This window comes from Streptomyces sp. NPDC002209, assembly GCF_042890265.1.
GTDB lineage: Bacteria > Actinomycetota > Actinomycetes > Streptomycetales > Streptomycetaceae > Streptomyces.
Map to the genome: position 1 here is coordinate 223,669 of NZ_JBIARX010000008.1, position 15,956 is coordinate 239,624.

Here is a 15,956-nt window from a genome sequence, read left to right on the forward strand (position 1 = left end):
GGCGGGCCGGGCCGCCGTCAGGCGTCGGGTGCGCTGCGGGGGCGGCCGCGGGGCCGGATCGGGGCGGCCCCGCCCGGCAGTCGGCCCGTCTCGGCCAGGGCCCGCCGCAGCAGGAACTCGATCTGTGCGTTGGCGCTGCGCAGTTCCTCGCCCGCCCAGCGCGCGAGGGCGTCGTACACCTGCGGGTCGAGCCGCAGCAGCACCTGCTTGCGCGCCTGCCGCCCCGCGCGCGCGGCCCGCTCCTGGCCCTGGCCGGGGCCCCGTCCCGGTTCCGGGTCCTGCGGCTCGCCGGCGGGGCTCACTGGTAGAGGGTGCCCGCGTTGACCACCGGCTGGGCCGCCCGGTCGCCGCAGAGGACCACCATCAGGTTCGAGACCATGGCGGCCTTGCGCTCCGGGTCCAGATCCACGATGTCCTCCTCCGCCAGGCGGGTCAGGGCCAGTTCGACCATGCCGACCGCCCCTTCGACGATCTGCTTGCGGGCCGCCACGACCGCCCCCGCCTGCTGGCGCTGGAGCATCGCGGAGGCGATCTCCGGAGCGTACGCGAGATGCGTGAACCGGGACTCGATGATGCGGACCCCGGCCGCCTCCACCCGCGCGTGCAGTTCGAGCGCCAGCTTCTCGGTGATCTCCTCGGCGTTGCCGCGCAGCGAGAGCCCGCCCTCCTCGTGCGAGTCGTACGGGTACTCGATCGCGATGTGCCGGACCGCCGCCTCGGTCTGGGTCTCGACGAACTGCGTGAAGTCCTCCACCTCGAACTTCGCCCGCGCGGTGTCCTCCACCCGCCACACCACGACGGCCGCCAGCTCGATCGGGTTGCCGTAGGCGTCGTTGACCTTCAGGACCGCCGTCTCGTGGTTGCGGACCCGGGTGGAGATCGTCTCCCGCGAGGTCAGGGGGTTGACCCAGCGCAGGCCGTCCGCGCGGATCGTCCCGCGGTAGCGGCCGAACAGCTGGACCACGCGGGCCTCGCCCGGAGCCACCGTGTTCAGCCCGCTCATCGAGATGACCGCGACGAGGATCAGCAGGACGCCCGCCGGTATCAGGGACGCGTGCATCACCGTGCCGTCGGCGGTCGCGCCGAGGGCGATCAGGCCCGCACCGGCCACGGCCCCCAACAGCCCCAGCACCAGCGCCAGTCCGCCGCCCATGCTGCGCGCCGTGAACTCCCGTACGTCTCCAGCGGTTGCCGCCGAGTTCGTCATCATCTGCCCCGTTTCGCTTGGTCGCGGCCGGTCGAGCCGCCTAGCAAAGTGATATCACTTTTTCGGGCTGCCGCAACCCTACGGGCCTGCCGCGCGTCGGTTCCCTTGATGTGGGTGCTGATTCTCACGTCCGAATTGACCGATATTGGCCTTGGTTGGCCAACCTTTGTCACAACCTGCGGTGTTAGCTTTCTGAGCTGACGTCGGGGGGGAAATCGAGCGGAGCGGGAGCGATGGGCCGAGCAGAAGCGCGTAAGGCGCAGCAGCGCAGTGCGCGGCGGGCGCCGCGCGGGAGCGCCACCGGGGAAAAGGGGCGTTCCGGCAAGCGGACCGGTATACGTCGCTTCTTCACCTGGAAGAAGATCCTGGGGACGCTCTTCGGGCTGATCCTGCTCGGCATGGGCGCACTCGTCGCCCTCTACTTCTACGTGGACGAGCCCGACCCCAACGCCGACGCCATCAAGCAGAGCAACGTCTACAAGTACGCGGACGGCTCGATCATGGCGCGCGACGGCAAGATGAACCGCGAGATCGTGCCGATCGGCCGGGTCCCCAAGGAAGTCCAGACCGGCTTCATCGCCATCGAGAACAAGTCCTTCTACCAGGACAAGGGCGTCGACTTCCTCGGCATCGCGCGGGGCCTGTTCAACACGGCCACCGGCAAGGGCAAGGCCGGCGGTTCGACGATCACCCAGCAGTACGTCAAGAACTTCTACCTGAACCAGGACCAGACGCCGACCCGCAAGCTCAAGGAGCTGGTGATCTCCCTCAAGGTCGACCAGCGCATGGAGAAGCCGGACATCCTCGCGGGTTACCTGAACACCAGTTACTTCGGGCGCGGCGCCTACGGCATCCAGGCCGCCGCCCAGGCGTACTACGGCGTCGACGTCGACAAGCTGACCCTGGAGCAGGGCGCGTACCTCGCGGCCGTCCTCCAGGCGCCCAGCGACTACGACTGGGCGACGGCCGGGCCGAACGGCAAGCGGCTCGTCATGGTCCGCTTCAACGGCGTCCTCGACAACATGGTCGAGATGGGCGCCCTGGACCCGGCCAAGCGCAAGGAACTCAAGTTCCAGGAGCCGATCAAGCCCAAGGCCGCCCCCGGGATGGAGGGCCAGAAGGGCTATCTGAAGCAGGCCGCCGACGCCGAACTGCGCCGCCAGACCGGCATGACCGCCCAGATGCTCCAGGCCGGTGGCTGGGAGATCACCCTCAACATCGACCCGAAGAAGCAGGCCGCGCTGGAGAAGGCCGTCCAGGACGAGCTGGAGGCCAAGCTCGACCGCAAGGACCGGCCCGTCGACGCCGCCGTACAGGCCGGCGCCACCTCCGTGGACCCGAAGACCGGTGCGATCGTCGCGATGTACGGCGGCACCGGCCTCTCCGACCACTGGTCGAGCAACGCCCTGCGCCAGGACTTCCAGCCGGGCTCGACGTTCAAGCCGATCGTGCTCGCCTCCGCGCTGGAGAACAAGTCCACGACGCACGACAAGAAGCCGATCACCCCGAACGCGCTCTACGACGGCACGAGCAAGCGCCCGGTCGTCGGCAGCGACACCCCGTTCGCGCCGCAGAACCAGGACAACCAGAACTACGGCGACCCGTACCTCACCGTCCAGGCGGCCACCAACTCCTCCGTGAACTCGGTGTACGCCCAGATGATCGTGGACGTGGGTCCGCCGGCCGTGAAGAAGACGGCCCTCGCGCTCGGCATGAAAGACCGCGACGGCTGGCCGGAGGACAAGCCCGCCATGTCGCTCGGCACCATGAGCGCCAACACCGTGGAGATGGCCGGCGTCTACGCCACCTTCGACAACCACGGCAAGAAGATCACCCCGACGATGATCAAGAGCGCCAAGCACGCCGACCGCGAGTTCAAGCCGGTCGAGTCCGTCGGCGGCCAGGCCATCACCCGCGAGACCGCCGACACCGTGACCAAGGTGCTCACCGGCGTCGTCCAGGACGGCTCCGGCAAGGCCGTACGGAGCTCCGCCTACGAGGCCGCCGGCAAGACCGGTACCACCGAGTCCAACGTGGCCGCCTGGTTCACCGCGTACACCCCGGAACTCGTCACCGTCGTCGCGATGTTCGGCGAGGAGCCCGGAACGGCCAAGCAGACCACCCTGACCGGTACCGCGGGCGGTGGCCGAGCGGGTGGTTCCAGCTTCCCGGCCGAGATCTGGAAGGCGTACACGCTGGCCGCGCTCAAGGGCGTGGACACCGCCGAGTTCGACCTCTCCGAGGCGAAGATGGGCGCCTCGCAGGCGCCGAGCCGCAGCAGCTCCCCGTCGTCGTCGAGCTCCTCGTCCGCGGGCACGCCGTCGGCGCCGGTCTCGCCGTCGCAGAACACCCCGGACCCCGGCAAGAGCTCGCCGAACCCGACCAAGAGCGTGACCAAGAGCCCGGACCCGACGAAGAGCCCGGACCCGACCAAGAGCCCGGACCCGACGAAGAGCCCGCCGATCACGATCCCGTAGCGCCCGCCCGCGGCGCCCGCACGGGCCTGAACACACCGCCGCCCCGCAGCGTCCACGCTGCGGGGCGGCGGTGTTTCGACGTGGTCAGCGACGGTCGGGCGCCCCCGGCAGCGGGAGTTCGAACCAGACGACCTTTCCGCTGCTCAGCCGGGTGGCGCCCCAGCGGCGGGCCATCCGGTTGACCAGGAACAGCCCGCGGCCGCCCTCGTCGGTGTCCCGGGCCCGGCGCTGGCGCGGCAGCTGCGGGGAGTCGTCGCCGACCTCGCAGCGCAGTACGTCCGTCCGCAGCAGGCGCAGCGTCACGGGCCGCTCCGCGTACCGGACGGCATTGGTGACCACCTCGCTGACCAGCAGTTCCAGGGAGTCCTGGAGCTCCTCCAGGCCCCACCGGGTCAGCGCGCGGCGGGCGAACCGGCGGGCCCGGCCCGGAGCGGTCTCCTCCGGGTCCAGGAACCAGTACGCCACGTCACTGGGCGCGATCCCGTCGAAGCGGGCCGCGAGCAGCGCGATGTCGTCGTCCCGGTCGCCGGGGCCGAGCATGTCCAGCACGTCGTCGCAGAGCGCCTCCAGCGGCGGCGGATGGTCCAGGCCGGTCAGCTGGGCGGTGGTGGCGAGCCGCTCGCGGAGCTGCTCGATGCCGGTCCAGACGTCGCGCAGCCGGGACTCCACCAGGCCGTCGGTGTAGAGCAGCAGGGTGGCCCCCGCGGGGGCGTCCAGCTCCACGGCCTCGAAGTCCACGCCGCCCACGCCGATGGGGGCGCCGGGGGGCACCCGGAGCACCTCGGCGCGCCCGCCCAGGTGCAGCAGCACCGGCGGCGGGTGGCCGGCGTTGGCGATGGTGATCCGGTGCGAGACCGGGTCGTAGACCGCGTACAGGCAGGTGGCCATCCGGTCGGAGCCCAGGCGCTGCGCCTGCTCGTCCAGGTGGTGCAGGACCTCGGCGGGCGGCAGGTCCAGCTGGGCCAGGGTCTGCGCGGTGGTGCGGAGCTGGCCCATGATCGCGGCGGAGGTCATGGAGTGGCCCATGACGTCGCCGACGACGAGCGCGACCCGGCTGCCGGGCAGCGGTATGGCGTCGTACCAGTCGCCGCCGACCCGGGCCGTCTCGGCGGCGGGCAGGTAGCGCGAGGCGAGCCGGACCCCGGTGGGCTGGGGGAGGCTGTCGGGGAGCATGGTGCGCTGGAGCTCGTCGGCGATGTACGCCTCGCGGCCGTACAGCACCGCCTTGTCGATGCCGAGCGCGGTGTGCGTGGCCAGCTGCGCGGCGACCAGGAGGTCGTTCTGCTCGAACGCGGGCCGCTCGGGGCTGCGCAGGAACACCGCGGCGCCGATGACGCGTCGGCGGCCGCGCAGCGGCGCGAGGATGGCCCGCTGGCCGCGCGGAACGGGGTGCTCCGAGCCGAGCAGCTCCGGCAGCGCGTCCTTGGCCCCGGCGGCGGACCCGAAGACGGGCCGTACGCCGCGCAGGACCTCTGCGAGCGCACCGCCGGTGCGGATCTCGCACAGCTCGGCCGCGGGGAGGTCACCCTGCGGGCCGACCATCGGCAGCTGGCTGAAGTCGAGCTCGCCGCCGGCTCCCGCGGCCCCGGCGCCGTCCGCTCCGGTCAGATCGTCGATCGGCCGGAGCCGGTCGGTGCGGCGCAGCCTTAAAACGACCGGGCCGACGGGACGCTCGTCGCCCACCGGCAGGGGATCGCGCAGGTAGACGAGGATGGCGTCCGAGAAGGTCGGCACGGTGGCCCGGCACAGGCCGAGCACGATCTCGTCGAGGTCGATGCCGCGGGCGATCCGCCGGGTGGCGGCTCCGACGAAGCGCAGCCGGTCCCCCTCGCGCCGAGCCATCCCGCCGTCCGGCACCGGGGCGCCTGCGCCGAGGGCATCGGCCCCTGCGGCGTCCGGCCCCTCGTACGCGGGCCCGGCGGCGCCGGCCCCGGTCGTGCGGGCGGGGTCCGTGTCCGCCGGGACGCGGCCTTCGCGGGCTTGGCCGGCGATGGCGTCTTCGCCGCCTTCACCGCCTGCGGCGGCCCGGCCTTCGCGGGCCGCGGGTGCGTCCGCGTCCGGCCCGGCTCCGCGGGGGCGGGAGGTGTCCGGTATCGGGGCTGCCCGGCGGTCCCGGCCCGCCTCCGGAGCCTCGTGGGCCCGCCCGAGGGGCAGGGCTGCGGAGGCCGGGTCATCGCCGTGGGCGGCCGCCGCGTGCGCGGCGTTCCGTGCGGCTTCGCCGTCGCGCCGCCGGGATCCGCCCGCGGCGGTCTCGCGCGCGGCGTTGCGGGCCGCCTCGCCGCCCGGGCCGCGGCGGCCGGACGCGCCCTGCGCCGGGGTGGCGCGCGAGCGGCCGCGGCCCGGGCGGGGCGTGCCGTCCTGCGGGGCGGGCGTGCCCTCGCCGCGCGGGCGCGGGACGTCCGAGCCCCGGCCGGCGGCCTCCGCGTGCGCGCGGACCGGGTCGTCGCCGGACGCGGCCGAGCCGCGAACGGCCTCGGCGGCGGGGACGGGGGCCTTGCCGTGGCCCAGTTCCTCCGCCGGGGCGCCGGAGGCGGCAGGCATGGCGGAGCCGCCCGGGGCCGGTGTCGCGGCGGCCGCGGCAGGCTGCGGGCCCTCCTGCGAGGTGGGGTACTCCGTCACGCGTGGAATTCCGTCCGTTTGCGCTCGATGTGCGCTGCACTCAACTCGGTCAGTCGCGGTATACCCGCTCAGCGGCGGGGACACCATCACCCCGCGGTACCGCGTCCCGCTCGTTACCTCTGGCTCTGCGCTGACCTCCGGTCAAATCCCGCGTACGGCACGACATTTACGGATGTGCGGCCGAGCGCGACTCCCGCGCGCGACCCGCGGAGGGAGATCTTACGTTTGAACCCCGGGGGCGCATCAAGGGTCTCATGAGGTCATATGCGCCGGGGTGCGGTCCCAGTCCTCGGGAAGGGCCGGAACTCCCCAGGCGGGATCCGGCCGCCAGTCCTGCCAGCCGTCGGAGAACGGAGCCCCCCACGCCTTGATCACGTCCACCGCGGCCCGCCCCGCGACCTGCACCCGGCGGGCCTGTCCCGCGTCCATCAGACCGGACCGCTGGGCCTGCGCGAACTCGTCCTCGTCCCGCCACTTCCACGTGCGGTCCGGGTAGACGGAGATGTCCAGGAAGTGGTCCACGGAGTCGATCCCGCCGGACCACCGGGTCCGCGGCTCCTCGAGGTTCACGTACCAGCTCTTGAACCGCCAGCCGTGCTCCCAGAACAGCCACACCGACCACGGGTCGCCGGGCCGGGCCAGTTTCAGCACGCCGGCGCCGAACCACCGCGACCGCACGGTGGTGCGCGGTGCGGTGTACCGGGTGGCGAGCGGCTCCTCGTGGACGGGGGTGCCGTCGGCCAGCACCGGCTTGACGCACTCGGTGCCCGGGGCCATCCACACCGCCAGCAGCGCGTCGGTGTCCTGCACCACGGTCACCGGGCGGCAGATCTGGACCGCGCCCTTCAGGCCCGGGGCATGGTCGCGGTAGCGCCAGAGGATCTGCTCCCCGGGCCGCCAGCGGATGCCCTGCGCGTCGCCGCCCCCGCGGCCTCCGGTACCTGTCATGCGCAGATCTTAGGGCTGGGGCCCCTGCGCCCGCTGCGGTGCAGGTCACGGAGGTGCGCGGGGACGGGAAACGACCGAATCCGGCCCTCCCCCGGAAACGTTTTCAGGGCCGGGTCATCCGCAGGACGTCGAGGGCCTCGTCCAGCTGCTCCAGCGTCAGGTCGCCGCGGTCCACGTAGCCGGACTCCAGCACGACCTCCCTGATCGTCTTCCGCTCCGCGAGGGCCCTCTTGGCGACCTTGGCCGCCTCCTCGTAGCCGATGAACCGGTTCAGCGGGGTCACCACGGAGGGGGAGGACTCGGCGAACTCCCTGGCCCGCGCCTCGTTGGCGGTGATCCCGTCGACCGTGCGGTCGGCCAGCAGGCGGCTCGCGTTGCCCAGCAGCCGAATCGATTCCAGCAGGTTCTTCGCCATCACCGGGAGCATCACATTGAGCTCGAAGTTGCCCGCCGCGCCCGCCACCGCGACGGTCGTGTCGTTCCCCGTCACCTGCGCGGCGACCATGAGCACGGCCTCCGGGATCACCGGATTGACCTTTCCGGGCATGATCGACGAGCCCGGCTGGAGATCGGGCAGATTGATTTCGGCCAATCCTGTCCGCGGTCCCGAGGCCATCCAGCGCAGATCGTTGGAGATCTTGGTCAGCGAGACGGCGATCGTGCGGAGCACCCCCGAGGTCTCCACCAGCGCGTCCCGCGCCCCCTGGGCCTCGAAGTGGTTGCGGGCCTCGGTCAGCGGCAGCCCGGTCGCGGCGGCCACCTCGGCGATCACGGCCGCCGAGAACCCGGGCGGCGTGTTGATCCCGGTGCCCACCGCGGTCCCGCCGAGCGGCAGTTCGGCCAGCCGGGGCAGGGCCGCCCGCAGCCGCTCGACGCCGTAGCGCACCTGGGCGGCGTACCCGCCGAACTCCTGGCCCAGCGTCACCGGGGTGGCGTCCATGAGGTGCGTGCGGCCCGCCTTGACCACCTCGGCGAACTCGGCGGCCTTGCGCTCCAGGGCGGCGGAGAGGTGCTCCAGGGCCGGGATCAGCTCGCGGGTGACGGCGGCGGTCGCGGCGATGTGGATGGACGACGGGAACACGTCGTTGGAGCTCTGCGAGGCGTTGACGTGGTCGTTGGGGTGGACCTCGCGGCCGAGCCGCTCACCGGCCAGGGTGGCGATGACCTCGTTGGTGTTCATGTTGGACGAGGTCCCGGACCCGGTCTGGAACACGTCGACCGGGAAGTGCTCGTCCCAGCGCCCCTGCGCCACTTCGGCGGCGGCGGACCGGATCGCGTCGGCGGTGGCCTCGTCCACCACTCCCAGCTTCGCGTTCACCGCCGCCGCCGCTGCCTTGATCAGGGCGAGCGCCTCGATGTGGGCGCGCTCCAGGCGCTGCCCGGAGATGGGGAAGTTCTCCACCGCGCGCTGGGTCTGAGCTCGCCATTTGGCGTGCGCGGGCACCCGTACCTCGCCCATCGAGTCGTGCTCGATCCGGTATTCGCCTGCTGATCCACGGGCCTGCTGATCGTTCGTCATGTTCGTGGCCTCCTCAAAAAGTTGAGCAATTGTCTTGTTCGAAGTGTTCCCAACTCCCCTACCGGCCAGTAAATACCGGGGGTAACACCAGCGTCGGGGAGGCGTCATGACACGTGTACGTACCAAACCCAGGCTCAGATCTACCTTCGCCGCAGCCGCGGCGATCGCGGCCGCCCTCGGGGGCGTCACCGCCATCACCCCCATGGCCCACGCGGCCGCGCCCGCTGCGCCCGCCACGGCGACCGGGGCCGTCACCCCCCTGTCGCCCGAGCTCGAGGCCATCCGCGCCGCGGAGGCCGTCAAGATCTACGGCGACCCGGCCGTCCGGCCACTGAACGAGCGCAAGACCGGGCTCATCTCGCTCGGCGACAGCGAGATCTCGGGCGAGGGCGTCGGCAACTACGACCCCGCGACGAACACCTCCGCCAACCAGTGCCACCGCTCGCCCGACACCGCGATCCACCGCACCGGCATCCCGGCCGACCTCACCTTCAACGTGGCCTGTTCCGGTGCGTACACCGGCAACATCCGGATAGGCGGCAGCAAGCAGTACGCCGACGAGCTGGTGCAGAGCGACAACCTCGCCGTCAAGGCGCGCAACACGAAGATCAAGATGGTGCTGCTCGTCGCCGGAGCCAACGACGACCTGCAGTTCGGCCCGGTCATGACCGACTGCGTGACCCGCTGGGTGCTCAGCCAGGGCACCTGCGAGCCCAAGTACGGCCCCGGCTGGCAGGCGCGCGTCGACGGCCTGAAGCCCAAGGTCGAGTCCACCGTCGCCGACCTCAGGACGGTCATGCGCGACGCGGGCTACGCCGACTCCGACTACAAGCTCGTCGTGATGGGCTACCCCAGCCCCATCGGCCCCGACTTCTACGACAACCCCAACTTCCCCGGCAAGCTCCCCGGAGGCTGCGCCGGCTACGACTCCGACGCCGCCTGGGGCCGCAACTACGCGGTGCCCACCTTCGAGAAGGGCATGCGCGCGGCCGCCCTGGCCTCGGGCGCCACCTACCTGGACAACTCGCGGCTCTTCCAGGGCCACGAGGTGTGCATGGAGGACACCTGGGCCCGCGGCCTCTACCTGGACCTCGGGGACCACTTCCCGTGGGACGAGAACACCGCCCGCCAGTCCTTCCACCCCAACTACCGCGGCCACGGCGCCTTCGCGGCCTGCCTGACCCAGCTCTACAACTCCGGCCTGCGCGAGGCCTCCTGCGCCGACCCGGCGAGCACCGGCACCCCGGTCCTGCAGACCGGAGCCTGGGACGACCTGTACCGGCCCCTGAAGAACGAGGCGACCGGCAACTGCCTCGACTCCAACGGCGGAGCCAGCGCCAACGACACCAAGGTCATCGGCTGGGACTGCCACGGCGGCCGCAACCAGGGCTGGTGGTACGACTCCGCGAAGAAGTCCGTCCACATCGAGCTCACCCACGACCGCTGCCTGGACGCCCCGGGCGCCAACTACGGCGCCGGTACCGGCCTGATCATCTGGAACTGCCACGGCGGCGCGAACCAGCAGTGGGTCCGCGACGGCGCCACGCTGCGCCCGGCGGCCGCCCCGGGCATGTGCCTGACCGTCGCCGCCGCCCACGACCAGCTGCGCCTGCAGACCTGCAACGGCTCTGCGAACCAGCGCTTCGTGTAGACACGGCACGGCGCGTAACCCCGCCCCGTACGACCCGAACCCCCCACACCCGGCCGGCGCACCCCGGCCGGGTGGCTGCACGCCGCTCACAGGCCGTTCAGGTACTCCCGTACCTCGCGGGGCCGGTTGGTGATCAGCGTGTCCACGCCGAGGCGCAGGCACAGCTCGACGTCCTCGGGCTCGTCGACCGTCCAGACGCGCACCCGCAGCCCCTTGGCCTTCAGCCGCCCCACCAGTCCCGGATCCCGGCGGATCAGGTCGATACCGGGCCCGGCGTGCCCCGCGAACGGCGGCCGGGCCGGCCGCAGCCGCCGCTCGATCAGGTAGACGGCGGGCAGGCCGGGAGCCAGCCGGTTGAGCCTGGTCAGGGCGTTGCGGGAGAAGCTCATCACCTCGATCCGGCCGTCGGAGCCGTCGGCGAGCCCGTGGTCCTTCAGGACCCGTACGAGCTCGGCCTCCAGGCGGCCGCCGGCCCGGGTGGGGTGCTTGGTCTCGACGGCCAGCCCGACGGGCCGGTCGGCGGCCAGCGCCTCCTTGAGCAGGTCCTCGAAGAGCAGCACCTGGGCCCCGCGGTGCTCCCCTCCCTTCCAGCCTCCGAAGTCGAGCGCGGCCAGCTCCTCGTACGTCATGGCGGAGACGACCCCCCGCCCGTCGGAGGTCCGCTCCACCCGCCGGTCGTGCACGCACACGAGCCGCCCGTCGGAGCTCAGCCGTACGTCGCACTCCAGCGCGTCGGCGCCGTCGGCGATGGCCTGCCGGTAGGCGGCGAGGGTGTGCTCGGGGTGCTCGTGGGAGGACCCCCGATGGGCGATGACCCGCACGTCGCGGGCGGTGACGGACTGCGCGTACTGCCGATTCATGGATCAGACGTTATCCGGATGCGCGGCGCTGCGCGGAGCCGGCGGCGACCCCGTGACCGAACAGTTCGTTACATCGGGGTGCGCAGTGCGGGGAGACGGCTCCGCGCCGATCAGTGCGGCCGGGGGGCCAGGGGGGCCGGAGTGACCTTGAAGCCGCCCTTCGTGACCTCCGTGAAGGGGGCCGGGGCCATGCACGTGCCCACGCGGGGCTCCGACACCGAGCCGTCGGCCTTCACGTCGACGTTGGCGATGCCCCAGGAGAAGCCCACCCGGTCCGGCCCGCCGCGTTCGCCGTCCTGGACGCTGATCCCGATCCGCTTGCCCTCCCAGCCGACGTTCGAGGACGTGACCACCGCGGTGATCGTGGCCGTCCTGCCGCCGGTGACCATGCAGTCCACCTCCGCCTCGGCGACGCCGGTGAAGCCCGTGTCGGGCATGGAGTGGTAGACGGTCACCCGGCCGCGCGCGTCGACCGGCATGCCCTGCTCCCCGCCCGGCGCCGGGAAGGGCCTGCTCCACGGGACGGCGTCGGCGTCGACCGTGAAGCGGATGTCGTGCTCCTTCGGGACGTAGGGGTAGGACACCGTCCCGCCCCCGTGCACCGAGGCGAGCCGCGGCGCGGCCGGCGCCGCGGGGGCCGGAGCCGCGCCGATCAGCGTCGCCGCCAGGGCGGCGGCGCATCCGGCCAGGACGAGGGCGCGCTTGCGGTTCTTCATCGTGAACTCCCGTGACGGTGTGCCGTTCGGATACGGCAACAGCCTCTCGCGGGGCCGGGGGCGATCCATCTGCCCGCCGGACGACATGCGCGAGGGCCCCTCCCCCGTGCGGGGGAGGGGCCCTCGGGCCGGCGTACTACAGGCCGGGGCCGCGCACCGGGATGTGGGTGAACGTCGGCTCCGGGGCCGGGTTCTGGAAGAAGTCGTTGCCCTTGTCGTCCACGACGATGAACGCCGGGAAGTCCTCGACCTCGATCTTCCAGACCGCCTCCATGCCGAGCTCCTCGTACTCCAGGACCTCGACCTTCTTGATGCAGTCCTGGGCCAGGCGGGCCGCCGGGCCGCCGATCGAGCCCAGGTAGAAGCCGCCGTGGGTGCCGCACGCGTCCGTCACCTGCTGCGAGCGGTTGCCCTTGGCCAGCATGACCTTCGAGCCGCCCGCCGCCTGGAACTGCTCGACGTACGAGTCCATGCGGCCCGCCGTGGTCGGGCCGAAGGAGCCCGAGGCGTAGCCCTCGGGGGTCTTCGCCGGGCCGGCGTAGTAGACCGGGTGGTCCTTCAGGTACTGCGGCATCTGCGCGCCCGAGTCCAGCAGCTCCTTGATCTTGGCGTGCGCGATGTCGCGCGCCACGACCAGCGGGCCGGTCAGGGACAGACGGGTCTTCACCGGGTGCTTGGTCAGCGTCGCGAGGATCTCGTCCATCGGCCGGTTCAGGTCGATGGAGACGACGTCCGAGGAGTCGCTGAGGTGCTCGTCCGTGGTGTCCGGCAGGAAGCGGGCCGGGTCGCGCTCGAGCTGCTCCAGGAAGACGCCCTCGGCGGTGATCTTCGCGGTGGCCTGGCGGTCCGCCGAGCAGGACACGGCGATCGCGACCGGGAGGGACGCGCCGTGGCGGGGGAGGCGGACGACGCGGACGTCGTGGCAGAAGTACTTGCCGCCGAACTGCGCGCCGATGCCGATCTTCTGGGTCAGCTCGAAGACCTGCTGCTCCAGGTCGAGGTCCCGGAAGCCGTGGCCGAGCGGGGAGCCCTCGGTGGGGAGCTCGTCGAGGTAGTGCGCGGAGGCGTACTTGGCGGTCTTCAGCGCGTGCTCGGCGGAGGTGCCGCCGACCACGATCGCCAGGTGGTACGGCGGGCAGGCCGCGGTGCCCAGCGAGCGGATCTTCTCCTCCAGGAACTTCATCATGGAGGCCTCGTTGAGGACCGCCTTCGTCTCCTGGTAGAGGAAGGACTTGTTGGCCGAGCCGCCGCCCTTGGCCATGAAGAGGAACTTGTACGCGCCGCCGTCGGCCGCGTACAGCTCGATCTGCGCGGGCAGGTTCGAGCCGGTGTTCTTCTCCTCCCACATGGTGAGGGGGGCCATCTGCGAGTAGCGCAGGTTCAGGCGCGTGTACGCGTCGTAGATGCCGCGCGAGAGGGCCGCCTCGTCCCCGCCCTCGGTGAGGACGTTCTGGCCGCGCTTGCCCATGACGATCGCCGTGCCGGTGTCCTGGCACATCGGCAGGACGCCGGCCGCCGCGATGTTCGCGTTCTTGAGCAGGTCGAGCGCGACGAACTTGTCGTTCGACGAGGCCTCGGGGTCGTCGATGATCCGGCGCAGCTGCGCGAGGTGCGCGGGGCGCAGGAAGTGCTGGATGTCGTGGATGGCCTCTTCGGCGAGCTTGCGCAGCGCCTCCGGCTCGACCTTGAGGAACGTACGGCCGTCGGCCTCGAAGGTCGAGACGCCCTCCGAGGTCACCAGCCGGTAGGGGGTGGTGTCCTCGCCCAGGGGCAGCAGGTCGGTGTACGCAAACTCTGGCATGACGGCAGTCATTCCTCACTCGGCAGACGGCGCTGGCGACCAATTGGCAGCGCGGCTATCAAGCGTAGGACCTCCGTCCCGGGCTGTGTCTGTGAGGTAAGGCTCACTCCCGCCTATCGCGATCTATCGCGTATCGCTATGCTGGCGGGCGTGGACCTGGAAAAGAAGCCCGCCGCACCTGCCGCCGCCCCCGCAGTCGCCCCTGCCGAGCTGCGGGCCTCCGACGCCGACCGCGACCGGATCGCGCACATCCTGGCCGATGCCCTCGCCGAGGGCAGGCTGACCGCCGACGAGCACTCCGAGCGCCTGGACTCGCTGTACGCCGTGAAGACGGTCGGGGAGCTCGAGGTGCTCGTACGGGACCTGCCCGCGCCCGGCGCCGTGCCCGCGGCACCCTCGTACGCGCCGCCCCCGGCGGGTCCGGCGCCGGCCGGCCAGGCCGAGGTCTCGGAGACCGTGGTCGCCGTGTGCAGCAGCGTCACCCGCAAGGGCCGCTGGCGGCCGGGCGCGCACACCCGCGTGGTCTCCGTCCTGGGCGACGTCACCGTCGACCTCACCGAGGCCGTCTTCGAGCAGCAGGTCACCGAGGTCAACGTGACGAGCGTGCTGGGGAACGTCGAGATCCTGGTCCCGGAGAACGTGACGCTCCGCGGCTACGGCAGCGGGGTCCTCGGCAACTTCGAGGTGCACGGCGAGGGCCGCGCCGGGACCACCGATCCGAACGCGCCGGTGGTGATCGTCCGGGGCTTCGCGCTGCTGGGCAACATCGAGGCCCGGCCCAGGCTCGGCGCCCGCCTGGTCGACCTGGCCGTCAAGCTGCGCAAGCGCCTGGAGGGGTAGGGCGCGGGTCAACTGCCCATCGGATTCAGCCGACTTGGCCGAAGGGGGCCCGTACGATCGGGCCATGACCGCATCCAAGTGGGATCTGCTCGATCACGCGCACGAGGCGCTGCGCTCCGCCGTCGACGGCGTGCCGGCCGACGCCTGGGGCCGCCCGACTCCGTGCGACCGGTGGAACGTCGGCCAAGTGCTCCGGCACGCGGCCGGCGACCAGCTCGCCTACGCCGCCCGCCTCACCGGCGGGCCCGGCCCGGCCGAGGACCCCTTCGCGCCCTCCGCCACCCTGGCCGCCGCCCCCGCGGAGCTGCTGGCGCCGGCCCTCGAGGCCGCCGCCGAGGCCTTCGCCGGGGTTGCGCCCGGCACGCCGGAGGTCCCCGTACCGCTGCCCCCGTTCACGGTGCCCGCCGAGACCGCGGTCGGTGCGGCCGCCCTCGACGCCGCCGTCCACGCCTGGGACATCGCCGTCGCCACGGGGCGGCCCTCCCCGCTGACCCCCGCCCTTGCCGCGGCCCTGCGCCCCACGGCGGAGGCGCTCGCCGAGCCCCTGCGCGGCTTCGCCTACGCCCCGGCGCTGGCACTCGCCCCCGATGCCGCCGCCGACCCCGTCGGTTCGCTGCTCGCCCACCTCGGCCGGCGCCCCGACTGGACGCCGCCGGACGCGTGAGGGCGCACGGCGGCGTCGCGTTTCGGTCGAATCCCGCCCGGGCGGCGACCTTGCCCCACGCAGTGCATAGGGGCGCGCACAGCGGGTAGGGACAGGTGCATCGTCTCTCGCTTGCGTATACGTCGTCAGGAGTAGACCGTGCAGCATCCGCCGCATCAGTCCCTGCAGGTAGCCGCCGTACAGAGCCTCCAGGCGCGTCCGGCCGCCGTACCGAAGCCGCGGGTGCCGGCGAGGGAAGAGGACGGCCCATGGCACGCGGAGGCGGTGTGCCGCCGGGACGAGGCGGGGCTGTTCTTCGCGCCCTCCAAGGAGCCGACCGCAGCCAGGCTCTCCCGCGAGGAGGCCGCCAAACGCGTCTGTGCGCGCTGCCCGGTGATGGTCGCCTGCCGCGAGCACGCGCTGCTCCAGCCCGAGCCGTACGGGGTCTGGGGCGGGCTCACCGCAGCCGAGCGGCGGGTGGTGCTGGCCCGGCGCCGGCGCCGGGCGGCGGAACTGCGCCAGGCCCCGGGGGCCGGGCCGATAGCCGCCGCGGGCTGAGGGCCCGTACGCACACGAGCGAGAGGGGGGGGGCCCCCCCCCCCCGGGGCGCCCCCCCCCCCCGGGCGCGCCCCCCCCCCCCCGCCCCGCCCGGCTAAATAGCGCCGGCGAATTGGA

General features: G+C 72.5%; 13 protein-coding genes. 5 read left to right on the forward strand and 8 right to left on the reverse strand.

Annotated elements, in window-relative coordinates; translation table 11 throughout:
- Nucleotides 1–17: 17 nt before the first annotated feature.
- Both ACFYXK_RS18460 and ACFYXK_RS18465 read right to left on the reverse strand, forming a co-directional pair.
- Complete coding sequence (locus tag ACFYXK_RS18460) at nt 18–302, reverse strand: hypothetical protein (protein ID WP_389412031.1); 285 nt, start codon at nt 300–302, stop codon at nt 18–20.
- A complete protein-coding gene (locus tag ACFYXK_RS18465; protein WP_389412032.1) occupies nt 299–1,210 on the reverse strand; it encodes an SPFH domain-containing protein in 912 nt (303 codons plus the stop codon). Before ACFYXK_RS18465 ends, ACFYXK_RS18460 begins: the two co-directional genes overlap by 4 nt.
- 230 nt (nt 1,211–1,440) lie before the next feature.
- On the opposite strand from ACFYXK_RS18465, the gene ACFYXK_RS18470 reads away from it, so the two are divergent.
- Nucleotides 1,441–3,684 carry a transglycosylase domain-containing protein gene (locus tag ACFYXK_RS18470; protein ID WP_389412033.1) on the forward strand — a complete coding sequence of 748 codons (2,244 nt, stop codon included), beginning with the start codon at nt 1,441–1,443 and terminating at the stop codon, nt 3,682–3,684.
- A gap of 84 nt (nt 3,685–3,768) precedes the next feature.
- Here the strand turns inward: ACFYXK_RS18470 and ACFYXK_RS18475 are convergent, their stop codons facing one another.
- From ACFYXK_RS18475 to ACFYXK_RS18485, 3 genes are all read right to left on the reverse strand, one after another.
- Nucleotides 3,769–6,303 carry a SpoIIE family protein phosphatase gene (locus ACFYXK_RS18475; protein ID WP_389412034.1) on the reverse strand — a complete coding sequence of 845 codons (2,535 nt, stop codon included), beginning with the start codon at nt 6,301–6,303 and terminating at the stop codon, nt 3,769–3,771.
- A gap of 252 nt (nt 6,304–6,555) precedes the next feature.
- Nucleotides 6,556–7,251 (reverse strand): DUF402 domain-containing protein, encoded by a 696-nt coding sequence (locus ACFYXK_RS18480; protein WP_389412035.1) that lies wholly within the window; start codon nt 7,249–7,251, stop codon nt 6,556–6,558.
- A 103-nt stretch (nt 7,252–7,354) separates the two neighbouring features.
- Nucleotides 7,355–8,770: a class II fumarate hydratase gene (locus tag ACFYXK_RS18485; RefSeq protein ID WP_389412036.1), complete on the reverse strand. Its 1,416-nt coding sequence runs from the start codon at nt 8,768–8,770 to the stop codon at nt 7,355–7,357.
- A 106-nt stretch (nt 8,771–8,876) separates the two neighbouring features.
- Between ACFYXK_RS18485 and ACFYXK_RS18490 the strand changes: the two genes are divergently transcribed.
- Nucleotides 8,877–10,421, forward strand: a complete 1,545-nt coding sequence (locus tag ACFYXK_RS18490; protein ID WP_389412037.1) for a ricin-type beta-trefoil lectin domain protein — start codon at nt 8,877–8,879, stop codon at nt 10,419–10,421.
- An 86-nt stretch (nt 10,422–10,507) separates the two neighbouring features.
- Here the strand turns inward: ACFYXK_RS18490 and ACFYXK_RS18495 are convergent, their stop codons facing one another.
- From ACFYXK_RS18495 to ACFYXK_RS18505, 3 genes are all read right to left on the reverse strand, one after another.
- Nucleotides 10,508–11,281 carry a glycerophosphodiester phosphodiesterase gene (locus ACFYXK_RS18495; protein WP_389412038.1) on the reverse strand — a complete coding sequence of 258 codons (774 nt, stop codon included), beginning with the start codon at nt 11,279–11,281 and terminating at the stop codon, nt 10,508–10,510.
- A 110-nt stretch (nt 11,282–11,391) separates the two neighbouring features.
- Complete coding sequence (locus ACFYXK_RS18500; RefSeq protein WP_389412039.1) at nt 11,392–11,997, reverse strand: hypothetical protein; 606 nt, start codon at nt 11,995–11,997, stop codon at nt 11,392–11,394.
- Between the two features lie 136 nt (nt 11,998–12,133).
- The gene (locus ACFYXK_RS18505; protein WP_389412040.1) at nt 12,134–13,798 is read right to left on the reverse strand and encodes a fumarate hydratase; all 1,665 of its coding nucleotides are present in this window, start codon (nt 13,796–13,798) and stop codon (nt 12,134–12,136) included.
- A gap of 150 nt (nt 13,799–13,948) precedes the next feature.
- On the opposite strand from ACFYXK_RS18505, the gene ACFYXK_RS18510 reads away from it, so the two are divergent.
- From ACFYXK_RS18510 to ACFYXK_RS18520, 3 genes are all read left to right on the forward strand, one after another.
- The gene (locus tag ACFYXK_RS18510) at nt 13,949–14,638 is read left to right on the forward strand and encodes a DUF1707 domain-containing protein (protein ID WP_389412041.1); all 690 of its coding nucleotides are present in this window, start codon (nt 13,949–13,951) and stop codon (nt 14,636–14,638) included.
- Nucleotides 14,639–14,702: 64 nt separating this feature from the next.
- The gene (locus tag ACFYXK_RS18515) at nt 14,703–15,302 is read left to right on the forward strand and encodes a TIGR03086 family metal-binding protein (protein ID WP_389412042.1); all 600 of its coding nucleotides are present in this window, start codon (nt 14,703–14,705) and stop codon (nt 15,300–15,302) included.
- A 138-nt stretch (nt 15,303–15,440) separates the two neighbouring features.
- Complete coding sequence (locus tag ACFYXK_RS18520) at nt 15,441–15,839, forward strand: WhiB family transcriptional regulator (RefSeq protein WP_376192998.1); 399 nt, start codon at nt 15,441–15,443, stop codon at nt 15,837–15,839.
- Nucleotides 15,840–15,956 lie beyond the last annotated feature (117 nt).

What these genes read in the sequence shown, in the direction of transcription:
- ACFYXK_RS18465 (WP_389412032.1), bottom strand. Translation starts at nt 1,210, where the DNA reads ATGATGACGAACTCGGCGGCAACCGCTGGAGACGTACGGGAGTTCACG.
- ACFYXK_RS18505 (WP_389412040.1), bottom strand. Translation starts at nt 13,798, where the DNA reads ATGCCAGAGTTTGCGTACACCGACCTGCTGCCCCTGGGCGAGGACACC.
- ACFYXK_RS18470 (WP_389412033.1), top strand. Translation starts at nt 1,441, where the DNA reads ATGGGCCGAGCAGAAGCGCGTAAGGCGCAGCAGCGCAGTGCGCGGCGG.
- ACFYXK_RS18500 (WP_389412039.1), bottom strand. Translation starts at nt 11,997, where the DNA reads ATGAAGAACCGCAAGCGCGCCCTCGTCCTGGCCGGATGCGCCGCCGCC.
- ACFYXK_RS18515 (WP_389412042.1), top strand. Translation starts at nt 14,703, where the DNA reads ATGACCGCATCCAAGTGGGATCTGCTCGATCACGCGCACGAGGCGCTG.
- ACFYXK_RS18485 (WP_389412036.1), bottom strand. Translation starts at nt 8,770, where the DNA reads ATGACGAACGATCAGCAGGCCCGTGGATCAGCAGGCGAATACCGGATC.
- ACFYXK_RS18495 (WP_389412038.1), bottom strand. Translation starts at nt 11,281, where the DNA reads ATGAATCGGCAGTACGCGCAGTCCGTCACCGCCCGCGACGTGCGGGTC.
- ACFYXK_RS18490 (WP_389412037.1), top strand. Translation starts at nt 8,877, where the DNA reads ATGACACGTGTACGTACCAAACCCAGGCTCAGATCTACCTTCGCCGCA.
- ACFYXK_RS18480 (WP_389412035.1), bottom strand. Translation starts at nt 7,251, where the DNA reads ATGACAGGTACCGGAGGCCGCGGGGGCGGCGACGCGCAGGGCATCCGC.